At 60.4% G+C, this 16,835-nt stretch carries 10 protein-coding genes and 2 tRNA genes; 2 read left to right on the forward strand and 10 right to left on the reverse strand.

Annotation, left to right across the window (positions count from 1 at the left end):
• On the reverse strand, positions 1 to 417 hold a 417-nt coding region (locus tag VGI36_11325), incomplete at its 3' end, for an adenylate/guanylate cyclase domain-containing protein (protein ID HEY2485735.1).
• Positions 418 to 1,829: 1,412 nt separating this feature from the next.
• On the opposite strand from VGI36_11325, the gene VGI36_11330 reads away from it, so the two are divergent.
• A complete protein-coding gene (locus tag VGI36_11330; GenBank protein ID HEY2485736.1) occupies positions 1,830 to 4,793 on the forward strand; it encodes a hypothetical protein in 2,964 nt (987 codons plus the stop codon).
• A 1,343-nt stretch (positions 4,794 to 6,136) separates the two neighbouring features.
• Here the strand turns inward: VGI36_11330 and VGI36_11335 are convergent.
• The 9 genes from VGI36_11335 to ftsY form a co-directional block, all read right to left on the reverse strand.
• Entirely contained in the window at positions 6,137 to 9,322 is a 3,186-nt protein-coding gene (locus VGI36_11335; protein ID HEY2485737.1) for an adenylate/guanylate cyclase domain-containing protein, read from the reverse strand.
• An 855-nt stretch (positions 9,323 to 10,177) separates the two neighbouring features.
• A tRNA-Glu gene (locus VGI36_11340) sits at positions 10,178 to 10,252 on the reverse strand.
• A gap of 34 nt (positions 10,253 to 10,286) precedes the next feature.
• A tRNA-Gln gene (locus VGI36_11345) sits at positions 10,287 to 10,362 on the reverse strand.
• Between the two features lie 395 nt (positions 10,363 to 10,757).
• A complete protein-coding gene (locus VGI36_11350; protein HEY2485738.1) occupies positions 10,758 to 11,252 on the reverse strand; it encodes a hypothetical protein in 495 nt (164 codons plus the stop codon).
• 275 nt (positions 11,253 to 11,527) lie between these two features.
• Entirely contained in the window at positions 11,528 to 13,087 is a 1,560-nt protein-coding gene (rny, locus tag VGI36_11355; protein ID HEY2485739.1) for a ribonuclease Y, read from the reverse strand.
• Entirely contained in the window at positions 13,084 to 13,716 is a 633-nt protein-coding gene (locus VGI36_11360; protein ID HEY2485740.1) for a 5-formyltetrahydrofolate cyclo-ligase, read from the reverse strand. Before VGI36_11360 ends, rny begins: the two co-directional genes overlap by 4 nt.
• A gap of 264 nt (positions 13,717 to 13,980) precedes the next feature.
• The gene (locus tag VGI36_11365) at positions 13,981 to 14,259 is read right to left on the reverse strand and encodes a cell division protein ZapA (protein ID HEY2485741.1); all 279 of its coding nucleotides are present in this window, start codon (positions 14,257 to 14,259) and stop codon (positions 13,981 to 13,983) included.
• Positions 14,260 to 14,263: 4 nt separating this feature from the next.
• The gene (locus VGI36_11370; GenBank protein ID HEY2485742.1) at positions 14,264 to 14,518 is read right to left on the reverse strand and encodes a cell division protein ZapB; all 255 of its coding nucleotides are present in this window, start codon (positions 14,516 to 14,518) and stop codon (positions 14,264 to 14,266) included.
• Between the two features lie 44 nt (positions 14,519 to 14,562).
• Positions 14,563 to 15,810, reverse strand: a complete 1,248-nt coding sequence (gene ftsY, locus VGI36_11375; protein HEY2485743.1) for a signal recognition particle-docking protein FtsY — start codon at positions 15,808 to 15,810, stop codon at positions 14,563 to 14,565.
• Between the two features lie 179 nt (positions 15,811 to 15,989).
• Between ftsY and VGI36_11380 the strand changes: the two genes are divergently transcribed.
• Complete coding sequence (locus VGI36_11380; protein ID HEY2485744.1) at positions 15,990 to 16,832, forward strand: SDR family NAD(P)-dependent oxidoreductase; 843 nt, start codon at positions 15,990 to 15,992, stop codon at positions 16,830 to 16,832.
• Positions 16,833 to 16,835 lie beyond the last annotated feature (3 nt).

Here is a 16,835-nt window from a genome sequence, read left to right on the forward strand (position 1 = left end):
AGGAGCATATTCAGTGCGCCCTTCGCCGGTCGTGATTGATCTCACCACTACGTCGCCAGTGTTCACGCCCACCCGTGCCTGGATTGGAAGGTCACCTTCTGCGCGGGTGCGGTCCGAGTAACGTTTCAGCTCCTCCTGAATTCGCAGCGCAGCGTATAGGGCGCGCTGCGGGTGGTCTTCGTGAGCGACTGGCGCGCCGAACACCGCGAAGATCCCGTCGCCAGTGGACTGCGCGACGTAGCCGCCGTAGTGCTGGACCGCTTCGATCATCAGCTTGAGTGCCGGATCGACGATAGCGCGCGCCTCTTCCGGGTCGAGATCCTCGATCAGCTCCATCGAGCCCTTGATGTCGGCGAAAAGGGCGGTAACGGTCTTGCGCTCGCCTTCCACATTCTCGGCCGCAGATGTTCCAGTCACCCGAATGGGCGTATCGTTCGCCTTCGCCCCCGCTAGCCCAAGAACTGCCGGGCCCGCTCCAAACGCGGCACCGCAGGAATCGCAGAATTTTGCATCCGTGCGGTTTTCTGCTCCGCACGAGGCACATCTGGGCGAAAGCTTAGAGCCACATTTGTCGCAGAAGCGTGCGCCTTCTCGATTGTCAGCTCCGCATTTCGCGCAGCGCATGGTGGTTACCCAGGTCCCCCTCGTTTGCAAGACGCTCAAGACTAAGCCCCTTTCAGCGCGCATCGCAAAGGTTTGATTTGAGAGGCGGAGCGACCGTCCACCTATGGTCCCGCCCACCTTCCGAGCGAGAAAAAGGACGCGCGATACAGTCGCGGTACCACCCTGCAAGGACCACAAAGACGCAAGCAGGAATGATTATCAAATTTATGCCAAATACGCCGAAATCGAAGGGGGTTACCGCCCCGCACCCTGATTATCAAGATGCTAATCACTCCGCAGCACTAAATTCCCCAACGTTGCGGAAGGCCATTTTTCCCGGGCACCGACGCAATAAAAGTACTCGGGAATTTCTGCCGGGGAATTATTTTCCCGAATACGTTAAGAGGACCCGATCCAGGCTTGGCGCCAAATGGACTTGATGGAGGCGAGAGCGTGCCACGCCGACGACAGAATATGACCATCTGCACGGAGGCTTGGAACCAAAGAGCCGTACGGAATTCAAGGCGATCCGCGGAGCGTAGGATTAGCATCGTTTCGCTCCGCGCGCGGAAAGACTAGCCACCTAGTGGACCTTTTACCGCTAACAAGATGTTGGATGCTGCCCGGGATCAATAATCTCGTTCTTTTGGTTTGCGTGATCAATTTGCGCCAATCGAAAACGCAAACCTCAGAATCACGGAACCAGGAGATCCCGTTGCGTGCAGGGGCGCGACGGATCGCGTGAGACACCTACAGGCGGCGACCGGAAATCTAACCTCATCTTGCTGTCTCGATTGGTTCTGACAAATAACTACAACTTGTAATCTAACAGTGATTAAGAGTAGCCTTCGTGTGGCTGCACCACACCGACGCTAGGGGGACCAACCGTGAAGCAGAACTCGGTTTGGAGCGCGTGGACGCCTCGCCACAAAGGGGCAGTTCGAGTCAGCCTGATAGCAGTGCTCCTTCTCGGCGGCGCCGGACTCTTGGGGCTGAGTGCGCACTCGCGAGCAGCCGATTTGAACCCGCCAAGTCAACCGATCCCGCTTGTCAGCGTCCAAGATCGGATCGAGCGGTCCAAGTTTTTCGCCAGCAAACTAGGCCTTGAGTTTGGCGTACCCGCAGGCGCACGCCGCGGCGCCATTACTCGAGGAGCGGCGACCGCGCTCTCGGCTGCGGTGACACCTACCAGCAGTCTCGCCTGGAGCAACATAGGGCCCCTCCCGATGAATGAGGCAGCGAACTTCGGCGGCGTCATCGTCGGGACTCCCGTAGCCATGACTGGACGGGTGAGCGCTATCGCGGTAGACCCGGCTAATGCGGCCAACATCGCTATCGGCGGCGCCAACGGCGGGATCTGGCTCTCGGCCGACACCGGCACAACGTTCAAACCGGTATTCGATTCCGAACCCAGCCAAGCCATCGGCGCATTGGCCTTCGACACCAGTACCTCACCGTCGACTTTGTGGGCCGGAACCGGCGAAGGCAACAACGCGGTCGACACCTACTATGGGCAGGGGTTGTTCAAGTCGACCAACTTGGGCAGCACCTGGACCTCGGTGGGCAGTTTTGATCGCGTCGCCTTCTCCAGGATCGCGGTAGACAACTCCTTCTCGCCCGCCCATATCTTTTTAGCGACTGGCAATGGAATCAGCGCCGGACGCTCAGATCCAGCGTTCAACGAGACCGACTTCACCAAGCAGGGCCTGTACCGTTCCACTGACGACGGTGTCACATTCTCGCAATACAGCGGGGCGGTGTTTGGGTGCTTCCTGGGTGGCGGTCCGTGCCCGGCCGCCGATGTCGCGGTCGACGGCAACCTTGTTGCTGCCGCGATCAACTTCGATAACGTTTTCATCTCCACTGACGCGGGAACAACGTGGACTCCCGCCAACTTTCCAGGCTTGACATTAGGCCCCGGTATCCTCAGCAACACCTTTCGTCAGAGTGTAGCTATTCAAACCGCCAGCCCAACGACGATTTACGCCATGGTTGGCAATGCCGCAGGGACCGCCTATCTGGGGTTCTTCACGTCAACTAACTCGGGCGCCACCTGGACAGCCCAAACGGTGCCGCAGGCCACTTTGAATGGAGTGACCATTGACGGCACAAGCAGCAGTAATATCGCGCAGTCGTTTTACGATCAGTACCTACTCGCATCGAAAATCACACCCGGGCTGGTGAGCTTTGGTGGTCTGGGACCGTATCTGTCAACCAACGGCGGCGCGACATGGATCTTTCTCGGCGCAAACGGCGGTATTCACACCGACCAGCATGCGGCCGCCTCCAACCCGACCGAGAGCACACTCTACATCGGCAACGACGGGGGCGCCTATGCGGTTAATGCGAGCAACGGCAGCATCGCGTCGCTGAACAACGACATCAACATCGGCCAGATCCAGGGCATCGGACCACTACCGCCCAGTGGCAGCAAGCTGATCGCCGGGTTCCAGGACAACGGTACACAGATTTTTTCGGGCACCCCAGCCTGGTTCTTTGCTGAAACTGGTGACGGGGGCTTTGCCCTGTTTGATCAAAAAGACCCGAGCTTCGCATACCACACCCTTGCTAGCGTGGGTGCCGGTATCCCTGTCGTCTCCATGTCCACCGACGGCGGCAACACGTGGAGCTTCAACACGCCGACCACCAATCTTGAAAACGCGCTCATCGCGGCCGGCGACCGCGGGGCGAACTTCTACCCGCCGCTGGCCAGCGATCCGATTACCGCCCATCGCGTCTTGTTCGCCGCTCAATTCGTTTACGTGTCGACCGACGGGATGGTCACCTGGGCTCGGCAGAGCACTACTGATCTCACCAGCGGTACCTGCGCCAGCACCTTCTGCGACGCTGGCGATGTGGAGTTCTCACCGGTCGATTCCACCAGGGCATGGGCTCTTGCAATGACCTTCAACGGCTCCGGCTTTGAGATCTCCAACACCACGCAAGCCAATTTGAACAGCGGTGGCACCTGGAACAACGTGACCGCCAACTTCAATTCGACGGCAGGTGCTAGTGCCAACACAACCACCCAGATAACCGGTGTTACCCCCGACCCGTTCAGCGCCCAGACTGCCTACGTGACGATCTCAGGCTTCAAGGCATCTACCGGAATCGATCACATTTTCAAGACTACCGACTTCGGCACAACCTGGAGTGATGTGACCGGCGATCTGCCCGACATTCCATCGCTGCGCCTGCTTGTGGATAACCAGGATTCGACCGGCCAAACGTTGCTCGTCGCCACCGACATCGGAGTATTCCGTTCAACTAATGGCGGTACAAACTGGGTGCAGGTGAGCCCCGCAGCGGCCGGTGGCACGCTGCCGGCGGTGCCGGTGTTCGATATCGAGCAGAGCAGCAACGGATTGATCTTCATCGGTACTCACGGCCGTGGTGCTTACCAGTTAACCACCGCCGCGGCGACTCCGACTCCAACCCCTACTTCGACCGCGACGCCAACAGCCACCCCGACCGCCGCTCCTACTTCCACCGCGACTCCCACCATCGCGCCTACCCCGACGGCAATACCAACCCCCGTCGTTACCGTAGTCTCCTCGGGAAATGGCAGCGGCAAGCCTGGCTCGACTGTCGCCGGCGGAACCTTTGCCATCTCCAACAGCAGTTCTGGTATGGAAATGATCTCCTCGGTAACCATCGGGGTAAGTGATCCCAAGGTGTTCTCCTCCCTGACCCTGACCGCGACAGTCGGCGGAGCCCAAACCGTTTCCGGCCCGGTCACGCCAGCCGGTTCAACGGTCTTCAGCTTCTCGCCTCCATTGAGTCTGGCGAGCGGACAGAGCGCGAAGTTCGCTCTTAGCACCGTCATCTCGATGAACCCCGCAACGAACAATCAACGCCGCGTTCAATACGTATATGCGGCGATCGGTCCTACGACCGGTGACAAAGATGAAAATTCGGGCGGGCTTTGTCCGCTGCTCTGGGGGCTTGGGATGATTGGAATCACCTTGCTTAGCACTAACGAACTCAAGCGACTCAGAATTATTGCTTTCACATCCCTTGCACTAATGATTGCGCTCGGTGCGGCCGGATGCGGAGGGGGCAGTGGAGGCGGTGGTCGTACCGTCAGGCCATCATCCACCCAGACCGTGCAGGCGGCATCGGTCACGCTGGGCGGCGTCACCCAGACTGTCGGGGGTTTACCGGCGACGCTTGGAGAGATCAAGGGCTGAAATGACGGCCAAAGTGAGCGGGCGGGTTCCTAACCTACTAACACTTGCGTGCGGAGCCCTCATCGCTCTTTTAGTCTACCAAGAGCCCGGATGTGCTAATACTCCAACATCGACGCCGTCACAGTCCATGAGTGATTCGGGCATATATGGGTACCTGACCGCTGCCTTAGGCAATGCGCCGGCCAATCCACCCTCGACGCAATGCGTCAAGGTGTATGGCTCAGCGGGCGTCAACTTGATCGCGCGAGGAACCTGTTCCGGAATGTTTGGAAGCTTCCGCGTGCCGCTGCCACCGGGGCGATATGTGGTTGAACTAGGAGGAAGCTGGGAATCGAAAAATGGGGCCGTGTCCTTCGTTCCGAATCGCCGAACCCTCGAGATCCGTGAGCGCCAGTGGCTCAAACTTGCGCCCCCATCGCCGCTTGGTCCGGTTCCGTAAAGTTCGCGTTCACAAAATTTGGTACCCGACCGTAGATAAGGAGGACCAATCGAAGCTTGGGAGTCATACCGTACTCGGTGGTGAAACAAAGGGGTGGGCACTCCCGGCAAAATGGAGTGACCATCTGCCGCTGGGCTTGGAACCAAACCGCCGGACCGGATTTCAATACGATCGCGGAGCACAGGGTTGATTATCCGTTGTTCCGCGCGAAAAAGAGTAGCTACAAAGCGAGCGATCTATTGAGCAATCGGGTTTGCGGGCGTCGCGGGGACTACGGCGCTTAGAATCCGCGTGGCCGCTCTTTGGCCGAGAGCGCAAAGGGACTGAACGATAAGTCCCTGGCCTGCGCCAGACGCTGCTTGCGCTTGCGCGCTTTTGCGGCGCGAGCTCGCACCAAGTTTGGAAAGCCTAGCGAACGCCAGAATGCCGCACGCTTGCGACCATATACCCTGCAACGCGCGATGCGCCCTTTGGGACCCGACGGGGAGCTGGGAGGACCCGATCGGAAGCGTTCGTGTCATCGACGCTTCTCACGACGGGCCTTGAAGAGTGAGTAGCCATTGGGCGCTTTCTTACGTTGGAGCGCAGACAAGTCCGCCCTGTGTCCGCGCGTTTGGACTTTGTTTCTGGCGACTGAAGCCCATAGATGCGCGTCCTCAGGCAGTGCGAACGGGTTGACTGATCGCGCGAGCGCCAACTCTTCTCCTTTCAATCGCTCAAGTCGGCAGCGAGCCTTTGCCGCGCGGGCTAACACCAGATTGGGAAACCCCAATGCACGCCAGAAGGCGGCACGCTTTCGCCCCAGCGCCCTGGCGCGGCACGAACGTCCAAGCAGGACCCGCTCGCGGATAGAAGGACCCGATATGGGCTTGGCGTCAAACTGGAGCTGGTGTTTGAAGGAGGTTCAGTGTGAATTGCTCAACTCATCGAGCAGCGCCTTCGCGTCCTTCAGGTCGGCGGTGTCGAAGCCTTCGGTGAACCAGTTGTAGACTTCGGCGAGCGTCGCGCACGCCTCGTCGCGCTTGCCTTGCTTCGCGAGCAATCGCGCAAGGCTCGTCGTTGCGCGCAGCTCCCAAGCCCTCGCCCTCATCTTTTGCGCAAGCGCGATCGCTTCACGGAGGTCGGCCTCGGCCAGTTCCATCTGCGCAATTTTGAACCGCAGTTCCCCGCGACAGTTCAGAGCGTCGGGTCGGTAGAGCAGTTCCCCTGGGTTCGCCTGGAGCGCCTCCCCGATCGTGGCGAGCGCGTCGTCGATAGTACCGTCGAGCGCCTGAGCCTCCGCCATACACGTGAGATAATTAGTGATTCCGCGCCGTGCCGATTCGACCAAGCCGGCTAAACCATGGCGGATCAGCGAAACGCCTTCGCCGGCGCTGCCGAGCTGTGCCCGCGCCCAACCCAAGTAGATGCGGGACCAATCTGTGACAAAGCCATGCTCTTCGGACAAGGCCAGCGCGTGCGTGGTCGCAGCCTCAACGCGCTGCGGATCTCTGAGAAGCTTGTACAGCGAGCCTTCAAAAAGTCGTCCGGCCGCCATGTTGATAGGGTTCTTGCTATCACGGGCGACGGCGAACATCTGGGCGATACGCTCGCGGGCTTTTTCGGCATGACCCATCATCCACGCGCTAAAAGCCGCAAGACCGAACGGAAATATGTTAAAAACGGGAACCTGCACATCACCGCCCCTATCCCGGCAGAGGCTCCAGCGCGCGAAATGCTCCTCGGCTCCGACGAGGTCCCCGAGATAGAAGCGCACGGTCAGTTGAGCATTGTGAGCGAATCCGAGGCTGGTGGGGCTGCCCTCGCGCTGCGCGAGGTCGAGTATCTGGTCGGCAAGCGCGGCGGAGCCAGAGATGTCACCCGAGTTCCAAGCGCCAATCTCTGTCCAGAATAGTTGCATAATTAGCTGCGCAAGGTTGCCGCCTTTTTCGGCAAGGGCCACTGCGCGCGCGGCTGCCTCTCGAGTCTCATGCGCACTAAACCCTTTAAGGTACAGAAGCACCGGTACCAGCCTGCTCGCAAGCTCGAACTCACGCGCGTCACGCTCAACTGAATCGGGCAGCCGATTGATCCACTCCAGCCCCTGCTGCAGATGCGCTTGAGCCTCGGCCACGGCGGCGCGCTCCAGCGACTGTCTGCCGGCGAGCGTCAGATACCGCACCGCCTTATCGGCGTTAGCGGCCTGGGTGAAGTGATGCACCAGCTCAGTCAGATGATCCTCGAGGCGGCCTGGGAACACCGATTCGATGGCTTCACCAGCGCGGTCGTGGAGCGCTCGGCGCCGCTCGTTCAGCAGCGAGCCTAACGCGACCTCCTGCGTCAGCGCGTGCTTGAAGATAAATTCGACCTCGCCCACCGCCGGCTGCTCGTAGATGAACTCGGCGAGCTGAAGCGCGGCGAGCATGCGATTGAGTTCCTCGTCAGATTTCGCGACTACCAGCCGCAGCAGACCCAAGCTGAACTCTCTTCCGATGACGGCCAGCGTCTGGAGCAGGTCCTTCACGTCGGCCGGCAGCCGGTCGATGCGCGCCGCGAGAATGCCCTGCACCGTCGGTGGAATCCTTAGCTGGTTAAGCGACTTGGCCAGTTTCACCGTTCCGTTGCGGACCAGCGCGCCGTCCTCGAACATCGACTGGACGATCTCCTCCATGAACAGTGGGTTGCCTTCGGTCTTCTCGACGATGACCCGCTTGAGCGGGTCCAGATCCTGGCCGTCACCGAGCATCGCCGACAGCATTTCCTCAGCCCTCTCCTGTCCCAGAGGATCGAGCCGCACCTGCGTGTAGTAGGTCTTGCCGCTCCACTGATGCGAATACTCAGGACGGTAATTGACCAGCAGCAGCACCTTCGCGGTGCCGATCGAATCGGCGAGCAGGTTCAGCAGCGCCTGCGTCTCGTCATCGATCCAGTGCAGGTCCTCGAATATCACCATCAGCGGCTGGTTGAGCGACTCGCGCAACAGAATCCGCTTGATCGCCTCCAGCGTGCGCCGCTTCTTCACCTGCCCGTCCATCCGGGCCAGCGGGTCGTCACCCTCGACGATGCCGAGCAACGCGAATAAGTACGGCAGCGTGTCCTCGAGGCTCCGGTCGAGCGCCACCACGCGACCGGTGACCTTCTCGCGCCGCTTGCGAAGGTCATCGCCGGCGTCGATGGCTAAGTAGCCGTGCAGCAGCCCGATCACGGGCAGATACGCCGATGCTTTCTGGTGCGAGACCGAGAACGTCTCCAGCACCATCCAGCCCGACTGCGAGACCGCCTTGAACTCGAACAGCAGGCGCGATTTGCCGACACCCGGCTCAGCCATCGCCGCGACCATCTGACCCCTTCCGGCGCGCGCTTGCTCCGCCGCATGCTTCATCGCGTCCAGCTCGCGCTGCCGTCCGACGAATTTGTTGTAGCCACGTCCTGCCGAGCGTTGCAGCCGCGTGCGCAGCGGACCCAGCCCGGTCACCTCATAGACGTTGACTGGCTCGCTGACGCCTTTGACCTTCGTCGGACCGAGTGCCGTAAAGGCGAAGTAACCCTCGCACAGCTTCCTGACCTGCTCCGTCGCCGCGATCGAACCAATCGGAGCCAGTGCCTGCATTCGCGCGGCCAGACTGGTCGAGTGACCAATCGGTGCGTACTCGCCGTGCTTCTCGCCCGTCCGGATCTCACGCACCACCACCTCTCCCGTGTTCACTCCGACCCGGACCTGAATCGGTAAGCGACCTTCGGCGCGGGTGCGATCGGAGTACCGCTTCAGCTCCTGCTGCATCCGGAGTGCAGCGAGAAGCGCGCGCTGCGGATGGTCTTCGTAAGCGACTGGTGCGCCGAACAGCGCGAAGATCCCGTCGCCAGTGGGCTGGGCGACATAACCGCCATAGTGATGGACGGCGTCGATCATCAGCTTGACCGCCGGATCCACGATGGCGCGCGCTTCCTCGGGGTCGAGGTCCTCAATCAGCTCCATCGACCCTTTGATGTCGGCGAACAGCGCGGTGACGGTCTTGCGCTCACCCTGGAGAATATCAGGACTGGACGTCTCGGCTACTCGAATCTGAGGCTCGTCGGACTTTGTGGGGGCCGCAATAGGTGTTCCAAGCAAAGTCCCACAATCGCCGCAGAATTTTTCACCAGGCTGAGTTGCAGCGCCGCATCGTGGACACTTGGCTGCAAGCAGAGAGCCGCATTGGGTGCAGAACTTACGCCCCTCGAGGTTTTCAGCTCCGCACTTCGCGCAGCGCATGGTGGTTACAGGCCCCCGCTCGCAAGACGGTCCAGATTAGGCCTGTTCAGCACGTACCGCAAAAGCTCGAATTGCGTAGGTCGGACCGACCGCCGTGCTTTGGATCCCGTCCACTTTCCCCAGCGAGAAAAGCACGCGGTTTCGTTCTCGCGATCTAGAGTGCGGCACCCACAAAGACAATTGAAGCAATCGATTTGCTCTACGCCCCCAGCAAGCAGAAACGATTATCAATTTTATGGCGGATAAGCCGAAATCGAGGGGTGGATCCAACCCGCGCCTGATTATCTAGGATGCTAATGATATCCGCCAATTTTCCGGATCTATATGCGCCATTTGTTGTGGAATGGAATTTTTTTCGGGCACTGCCGCGCATACCAAAAAATGCTGCCAAGATTGGGGAAATACGGCGAAATAAAATATCTGGGAATTTCGGCCGGGATTTATTTTCCGGGAGTTATTTTTTTCCGGCGGCGGCGACGAAACGATTAACCGGTCCGCTCGGCGCGGCGCGGAGGCTCAGAGCCAGGCTTGGCGCCAATGCGTGCCCCCTGGCCGGGGGGTGGTCGGACGTGCGACCGGGGCGTGTTCTTAAGCCGGAGGACAAGTCGGCCGAAGCGGCCGAAATGCCCCGAATTCAAGGCTGGCGGGTATCAAATGTGGGTATCAAGACCCGGGAGAAAGGCGGGTTATCGGGGAAAAGTGCTTGATTTTACTTGGTGATCCCAGCGGGAGTCGAACCCGCGTTCCCGACGTGAGAGGCCGGTGTCCTAACCACTAGACGATGGGACCGTCTGTCGCGCGCCCACCTTAGGGGAAGTGGGTTTGGCTGAGGAGGAAGGACTCGAACCTTCAATCGCCTGATCCAGAGTCAGGTGGCTTGCCAATTAGCCGACTCCTCAGCGCTAGAAAAATATAACCAAGCATCCGGTCTCGCGCCACCGCGGAGGTATAAGCTTTTGAACGGGGTTGCGGCGTAACTGTGAGACCAAACGGTCATGGCGGAGCAAGCGGTCCCTCAGGTCGCTGTCCTCCTTCGGCATAGGCTGCGCCACTCGCACCGGGTTTTTCGGTGAGACCGGAACCGCGCGACTCACGCGGATTTGTTCTGGGCCCGAGCAGTCTTCACCAACTCCCGCAAGCAGGTTTCAACATAACTTTTTCCCGCGGCATCTCGGCGATCTCGCTTGAAGGCAGTTGACCCTGCCGTTAGAAGCCGCGGATGTCCGCAATAACAAACCGCCAAGACCAATGAGTCGGAAAAAGGCGACTCCGGTCGTTGAATCCTATTGCTAGCTTAGCTAGCTTGCCGGACTGTGAAATGGCGCAAGGCCTCAGCGTGGCGATCGCACAGAGCATCGCAGCGGGCAAGCAGAGAGGAATCCTGACAATTGTGCTCGATCATGTAGCCAAGTTCGCCGAGGTCATGGACCAGTAGCCGCAGGCAGCGTTCGTACTCGTCAGGTGCCTGCACCGCTTTCAACAGGTCAGCGACCAGGTCTTCGAGCTCGGTTTCTTCGACTTCGAGCGCCATCTCAAGGGCGCGCTGAATGCGCAGTCCCGGCTTGGCCTCGCGATGGAATCGAGCCAACAATTCGCGGAGTTTCACGATAGCGGAGTCTTCCAGCGAGATCGGGCCAGGCGCATCGAGCTTGCCCTCAAGGTCGAGGACTGTCCAAACCAGGTCGAGGGCCCCGACATGGCGGGCTTCGTCGCGCGCCATGCCAAACCAGAAATCCTGCAGCTTGCGTTCCGCGGCAAACAACTTCGCAAGCCGCGCATAAAGGGCCATGCTCTCTTTCTCAAGAGCAATCGTCGTTTCCAAGGCGTCGCGGGTTGTAGCCATCAATCTGATGATACTCCGCGTCTACTTTCGCCGAAAAGATGAGGATACTCAACCACCGAGGCACAACCTCCAGGAATTACCAGCAAAGCCTTCCGTGCAATCCCAACCCAGCCGAAAGGAGCTGCGCCGCAGCTTAGCCGGCCCTCCTTGCCCAGCGTCACAAGGCAAGGGAAATGGGGTGCATCCTCTTTAGGCTACACCCTTCCCATTCATGGCCGCACTTAACGTGCTATTTCGGTTGACCGGGTCTCACGGATCACGGTGACTCGAATCTGGCCCGGATAGGTCATATCGGTTTCGATCTTGCGGGCGACGTCACGTGCGAGCATCGCGGAATCCTCGTCGGAAACCTGACCGGGCTCGACGATCACGCGCATCTCGCGGCCGGCCTGGACCGCGAAGCATTTTTCAACCCCGCGAAACGACTTGGCGATTTGCTCCAGGTCTTCGAGCCGTTTCACGTAGCTCTCGAGCACTTCGCGCCGCGCTCCGGGGCGAGCGCCCGACAGTGCATCGGCCGCGTCGACCAGCGGGGCCAGGATGGTCTCGGCTTTGACCTCCTCATGATGCGCCGCGATGGCATTTACGATCTTCGCCGATTCGCCGTACTTGCGCGCCAGCTCCGCGCCGATCAGCGCGTGCGACCCCTCGACTTCGTGGGTCAGCGCCTTGCCGATATCATGCAGCAGCGCGGCTCGACGAGCCTGCTTTTCGTTGAGTCCCAGCTCCGCAGCCATCGCTCCGGCAATGAACGCCGCTTCGATCGAGTGCATGAGGACGTTCTGCGCATAACTGTAGCGGTACTTGAGCATGCCGAGCAGCTTCACCAGCTCCGGATGAATGCCGTGGACCCCGACCTCGATGATCGAGCGCTGTCCGGCCTCGCGAATCGACTCTTCGACCTCCTGTTCCGCTTTGCGGACCACCTCCTCGATGCGGCCCGGATGAATACGGCCATCCGAGATGAGCCGTTCCAGGGCGACTCGAGCGATTTCGCGGCGAATCGGATTGTGACACGAGATGACCACCGCCTCCGGCGTGTCGTCGATGATGATATCGACGCCGGTGGCAGCCTCGATAGCACGGATGTTGCGGCCTTCGCGCCCGATGATGCGCCCCTTCATCTCGTCGGTGGGCAATGCGATCACGGCGACGGTACGCTCGGCAACGAACTCGCCGGCTAGCCGTTCGATGGCGATCGAGACGATACGCTTGGCCCGGCGGTCTGCTTCTTCACGAGCTTCTTCCTCGACCACGCGGATGTGGCGGGCCGCATCGGTACGGGCCTGCCCGATCATTTCGTCCATCAAGCTGCGTTTAGCCTCCTCGCGGGTGAGGCCGGCTACCGCCTCCAGCTTGGTGCGAGCCTCGTCGACCAGTTTCTGGCGTTCTTCTTCCTTTTCGGCGAGGTTCTTCTCGCGCGTGCGAAAACTTTGCTCGCGCCGATTGAGATCCCCCTCGCGGCGTTCGAAGGCCTCCTGGCGTTTTTCGAACGCTTCCTCGCGTGATTCAAGTTTGGTTTCCGCCTGCTGCATCTCGCGGCGGCGATCGCGCACTTCACGCTCGGCGTCGGCGCGAGCGCCGACCACCAGGTCCTTGGCCCTTACTTCTGCTTCCTTGATGATTAATTCGCCTCTGGTTTGTGCCTCCCTGACCGTTTCTTCGGCTTGAACTCGAGCGGCTTCCTGGTCGACGGCGCTCACACGTCGCCGCGTCAATCCCCACACCAGGAAGATCGCGCTGCCAACTACGAATCCCAGGATTGCGACTATCAGATTCACCCGGGTGTACCTCCTCGGCCCACCTCTGCCGCGAGCGGCTGAACCTGCGGTTCGGCCACCCGAATGAGGGCGGACTCGGTAATGATGTATTGAAGCCGCCGGTCGAAGGATTCCTGCGGAATCCGATCCAGCAGCTGGAAAGAATAGGCGAGACCTACCGTGATCGCTTCACGCGGCAACGCCGCCAGGAAACGATCATAATGGCCTCCACCCCGGCCAAGCCGCTGGCCCTGCGGTCCAAACGCCAACCCGGGAACCACTACTATCGCGCGCGCCAGCTCATAAGGTCGTGCGCTTGCACTTTCGGAGCCCGGCTCGCGGATGCCGAAGGCTCCCCTAACCAGCTCCGATAAGGCATGAACCCGCGCCACCGTCATGGTCTCGCGATCCCGGCGCTGGCGGGGAAAAAAGAGCTCCTTTCCGGATGCGATCGCGTCGGAGGCGACCAGATCCATGGCAACTTCGTTATCGATCGGAGAATAAAGAACGACCGCCGGCGCGTCACGGTAGCAATCGGTCGCAAGCAGCCGGCGCTGAATCGTAACCGAGCGCGATTTCGTAAAGTGCGGCGCCAGTGATGCGCGGCATTCACCGAGCATCGTGCGCAGGTATTTTTTCTGGTCCGCCATGGTTCATGCCATGGCGGGAGCGGGATCAACTACTCAACCACCACTGAACGCTTGCGCCTTGGTTCGAACCCGGACCTCGCCCCGGTGGACCGCAATCGAGCAGATCGCGATACGCTCGCGGATATTGCGCCGATCCACCGACAAATCCTCTCACGGGCCGCGCGATCGCGGGCCTCGCGTTGTGGCTAGTTACCAAACCCAGTTCCCCGCCCCCGTACCATCGCTCTAGATCCTCATGGGCATGTGCGCGTGCGGGCATGGCTCTCACAACTCCTTGCCTTCAATCGCGGCGCTCAGCCTCTTGTTCATCGCCTCGATATGCTCGACCAATGCCGTATGCTCTTGGCGCAGGCGCTCGAGCTCGTCGGCGAAGTTTAGTGCCGCCAAAATCGCCAGGTGGACCGAGCTTACCGCCTGGGTTCCGGCGCGGATGTTTTTGATCTTTCCATCAACCGTGCGAGCGAGGTCCTTGACCCACTGGTCGCCCGAATCGCTGGCGACGGTGAGATTCTGCCCCATGATCTCGACGTTGATGCCTTTCATCTCCTTAACCTAATTCAATGCCGTCGAAGCGGGCGAGGATCTTCTCGATCCTGCTACGGACTTCTCCGCGTTCGTTTTCGTGCTGCTTGCGCTCCTGTTCGAATTGCCGAATCTGGGCGGTGGCCTCCCCGATGCGTCGCTCGCTCTCGGCCAGGCGTTGCTGAAGCTGTTCGTTTTCTTTGCGTAGTTGCTGAATGCGGGTTACGGATGCCTGAATGCGTTCATCGAGTTGCTTGAGGACATCGATCGACGTGGACATAGAGAAACTTCTACCTTTACTTTAGTTTTCGATTAACTGGCCTGTCAAGCTGCATAAGAGCCGCTTGTGTTATCCCCCTCGCCCTGCCCACCTTCGAAGAGCGCGTCGACGAATTCGCGCGCATCGAACTCGCGTAGATCGTCGATCTCTTCACCCAGCCCCACGAACCGGACCGGTACCTTGAGCCGGTCGGCAATCGCAATGACCACACCACCCTTTGCGGTGCTGTCAAGCTTGGCCAGGACTACCCCGGTGAGGGGAACCGCATCGCCGAAGATCTTCGCCTGACTAAGCGCATTCTGTCCGGTGTTCGCGTCCAGCACCAGCCAGGTTTCGTGCGGAGCACCGGGCAGTTCGCGTCCCGCGACCCGCGCGATCTTCTTGAGCTCCTCCATCAAGTTGACCTTGGTCTGCAAACGTCCCGCCGTATCGATCACGACCGACCTGGCATTGCGCGCGACGGCGGCCTTGACCGCGTCGAAGGCGACCGCGGCGGGGTCGGAGCCCTGCGATTGCTTAATCATGTCGACGCCAGCGCGATCGCACCAGACTTGGAGCTGTTCGATCGCGGCTGCGCGAAAAGTGTCCGCGGCCGCCACGATCACACCGCCGCGCTCTGCCTTGAGCCTAGCCGCCAGCTTGGCGACCGTGGTGGTTTTCCCTACGCCGTTAACCCCCACCACCAGGATGACCAGCGGCGCATCGCCGGCGTCCGCGGGCGCGCGCGTCGCAGCCTCGAGGATGCGCGCGATTTCGGCTTTGAGAGCATCGCGCACGACCTCGGGACGGCTGTCATTGCCAAGCCGAGTACGCACCGCTTCGACGATCTTCAGACTGGCTTCGACGCCCACATCGGCGGCGATCAGAGCCTCTTCGAGGCCTTCGTAGAGCTCTTCGGTCTTCTTGCTGCCGGTGATTGCAGCGCGGATGCGCGCCAGGAAATTCTCGCGCGTCTTGCGTAGGCCAATTCCGATTCGCACCGGCGCCTTCGGTGCCGGTGCGCGCTCTCCAACCTCGGGGGGAGCCGCAACTTCGTCGATGGTGGTCGGCCGCTCCGAAATCGGCGGGGCTGCTTGCTCGGGCGCCAGCGTGCCCTCCAACACCTCTTCGTAGAGCGCTTCCTCCGACCGCTGGACCAGCACCGCTCGCGCCTGCGGCAGCGACGGCTCGGCTTGCGAAGGGCGCGATTTGCGCAGGCTCCACTGGATGAGAACGCCGATGAATGCGAGCCCACTCCCCAGGACGAGCGCAATCACGATGATGGCGACAGTGTTGAGATCGAGCGACAACATTTCCGGTAGCGCCGTTTAAACCGCCGGCGCATAGACACAATAACAGCCGCCGGATCGATCCGAAACCGCAGACCAAGGCGCGGGCGCAACCGATGAGGCTCGATCAGTGGTCGAGTGACGGCGACAACGACTATAAGATGAGTATCCCGAGTAACACTTCGGATACATAGGAGCGCTCGATGGGCAAGCTCGATGGAAAGGTCGTAATTGTGACCGGCGCTAGTCGCGGAATCGGAAAGGCCATCTCCGAGTTGTTCGCGCGCGAGGGCGGCAGGATCATCTGCTCCGCGCGCACCCTCAAAGAAGGCGACCATCCGCTCGAGGGGTCGCTGGAAAGCACCGTCGCTGGAATCCGGAAGGCGGGAGGCGAAGCTACTGCCGTGACCTGCGATGTGTCCGCGGAGGCCGAGTGCGAGAGATTGGTCGCGGACGCGAAGAAGATTTACGGTCCCTGCGATGTGCTGGTGAATAACGCCGCGCTGACCTACTTCATTCTGGTTAAGGATTTTCCTCCAAAACGCTGGCTGCGATCGTTCCAGGTCAACTTGCACGCGCCCTTCATGCTCAGCCGGCTAGTGTTGCAGGACATGATGCCGCGCAAGTCGGGTGCGATCCTGAATATCTCCTCGGGCGCGGCAATCGGTCCCGGCCGTGGTCCATACAAGAAGGACGAGTTCATGCCGGGCGCGGTGTGCTATGGCGCCGAGAAGGCCGCACTCGAGCGGATGACCCAGGGACTCGCTGCGGAGGTATTCGAGGATGGCATTTCGGTAACCTGTCTCTCGCCATCCGAAGTCGTCGCAACGCCGGGAACTTTGTACCACCATCTCGTCGAGACTATGCAAGATGGGGAGCCCATCGAGTATATGTCGCGCGCTGCGCTGCTGCTGGTCACCGAACCGGTGAACAAGATCAGCGGCCGCGTGACTTACAGCCAGGAACTTCTGAAGGAGTACGGGCTTATCGCGCGGGGCACGGGGATTGGGTTCGATCGTAAGGGCAGCGGATACAGCCAGATTTAAATG

The sequence above is a fragment of the Candidatus Binataceae bacterium genome, assembly GCA_036495685.1.
In the GTDB taxonomy this organism is placed as follows: Bacteria; Desulfobacterota; Binatia; order Binatales; family Binataceae; genus JAFAHS01.

Bases quoted from the DNA above. Each gene is read 5' to 3' on its own strand.
- VGI36_11330 (HEY2485736.1), top strand. From the start codon at position 1,830: ATGAATGAGGCAGCGAACTTCGGCGGCGTCATCGTCGGGACTCCCGTA.
- VGI36_11350 (HEY2485738.1), bottom strand. From the start codon at position 11,252: ATGGCCCTTTATGCGCGGCTTGCGAAGTTGTTTGCCGCGGAACGCAAG.
- VGI36_11360 (HEY2485740.1), bottom strand. From the start codon at position 13,716: ATGGCGGACCAGAAAAAATACCTGCGCACGATGCTCGGTGAATGCCGC.
- VGI36_11365 (HEY2485741.1), bottom strand. From the start codon at position 14,259: ATGAAAGGCATCAACGTCGAGATCATGGGGCAGAATCTCACCGTCGCC.
- VGI36_11370 (HEY2485742.1), bottom strand. From the start codon at position 14,518: ATGTCCACGTCGATCGATGTCCTCAAGCAACTCGATGAACGCATTCAG.
- ftsY (HEY2485743.1), bottom strand. From the start codon at position 15,810: ATGTTGTCGCTCGATCTCAACACTGTCGCCATCATCGTGATTGCGCTC.
- VGI36_11380 (HEY2485744.1), top strand. From the start codon at position 15,990: ATGGGCAAGCTCGATGGAAAGGTCGTAATTGTGACCGGCGCTAGTCGC.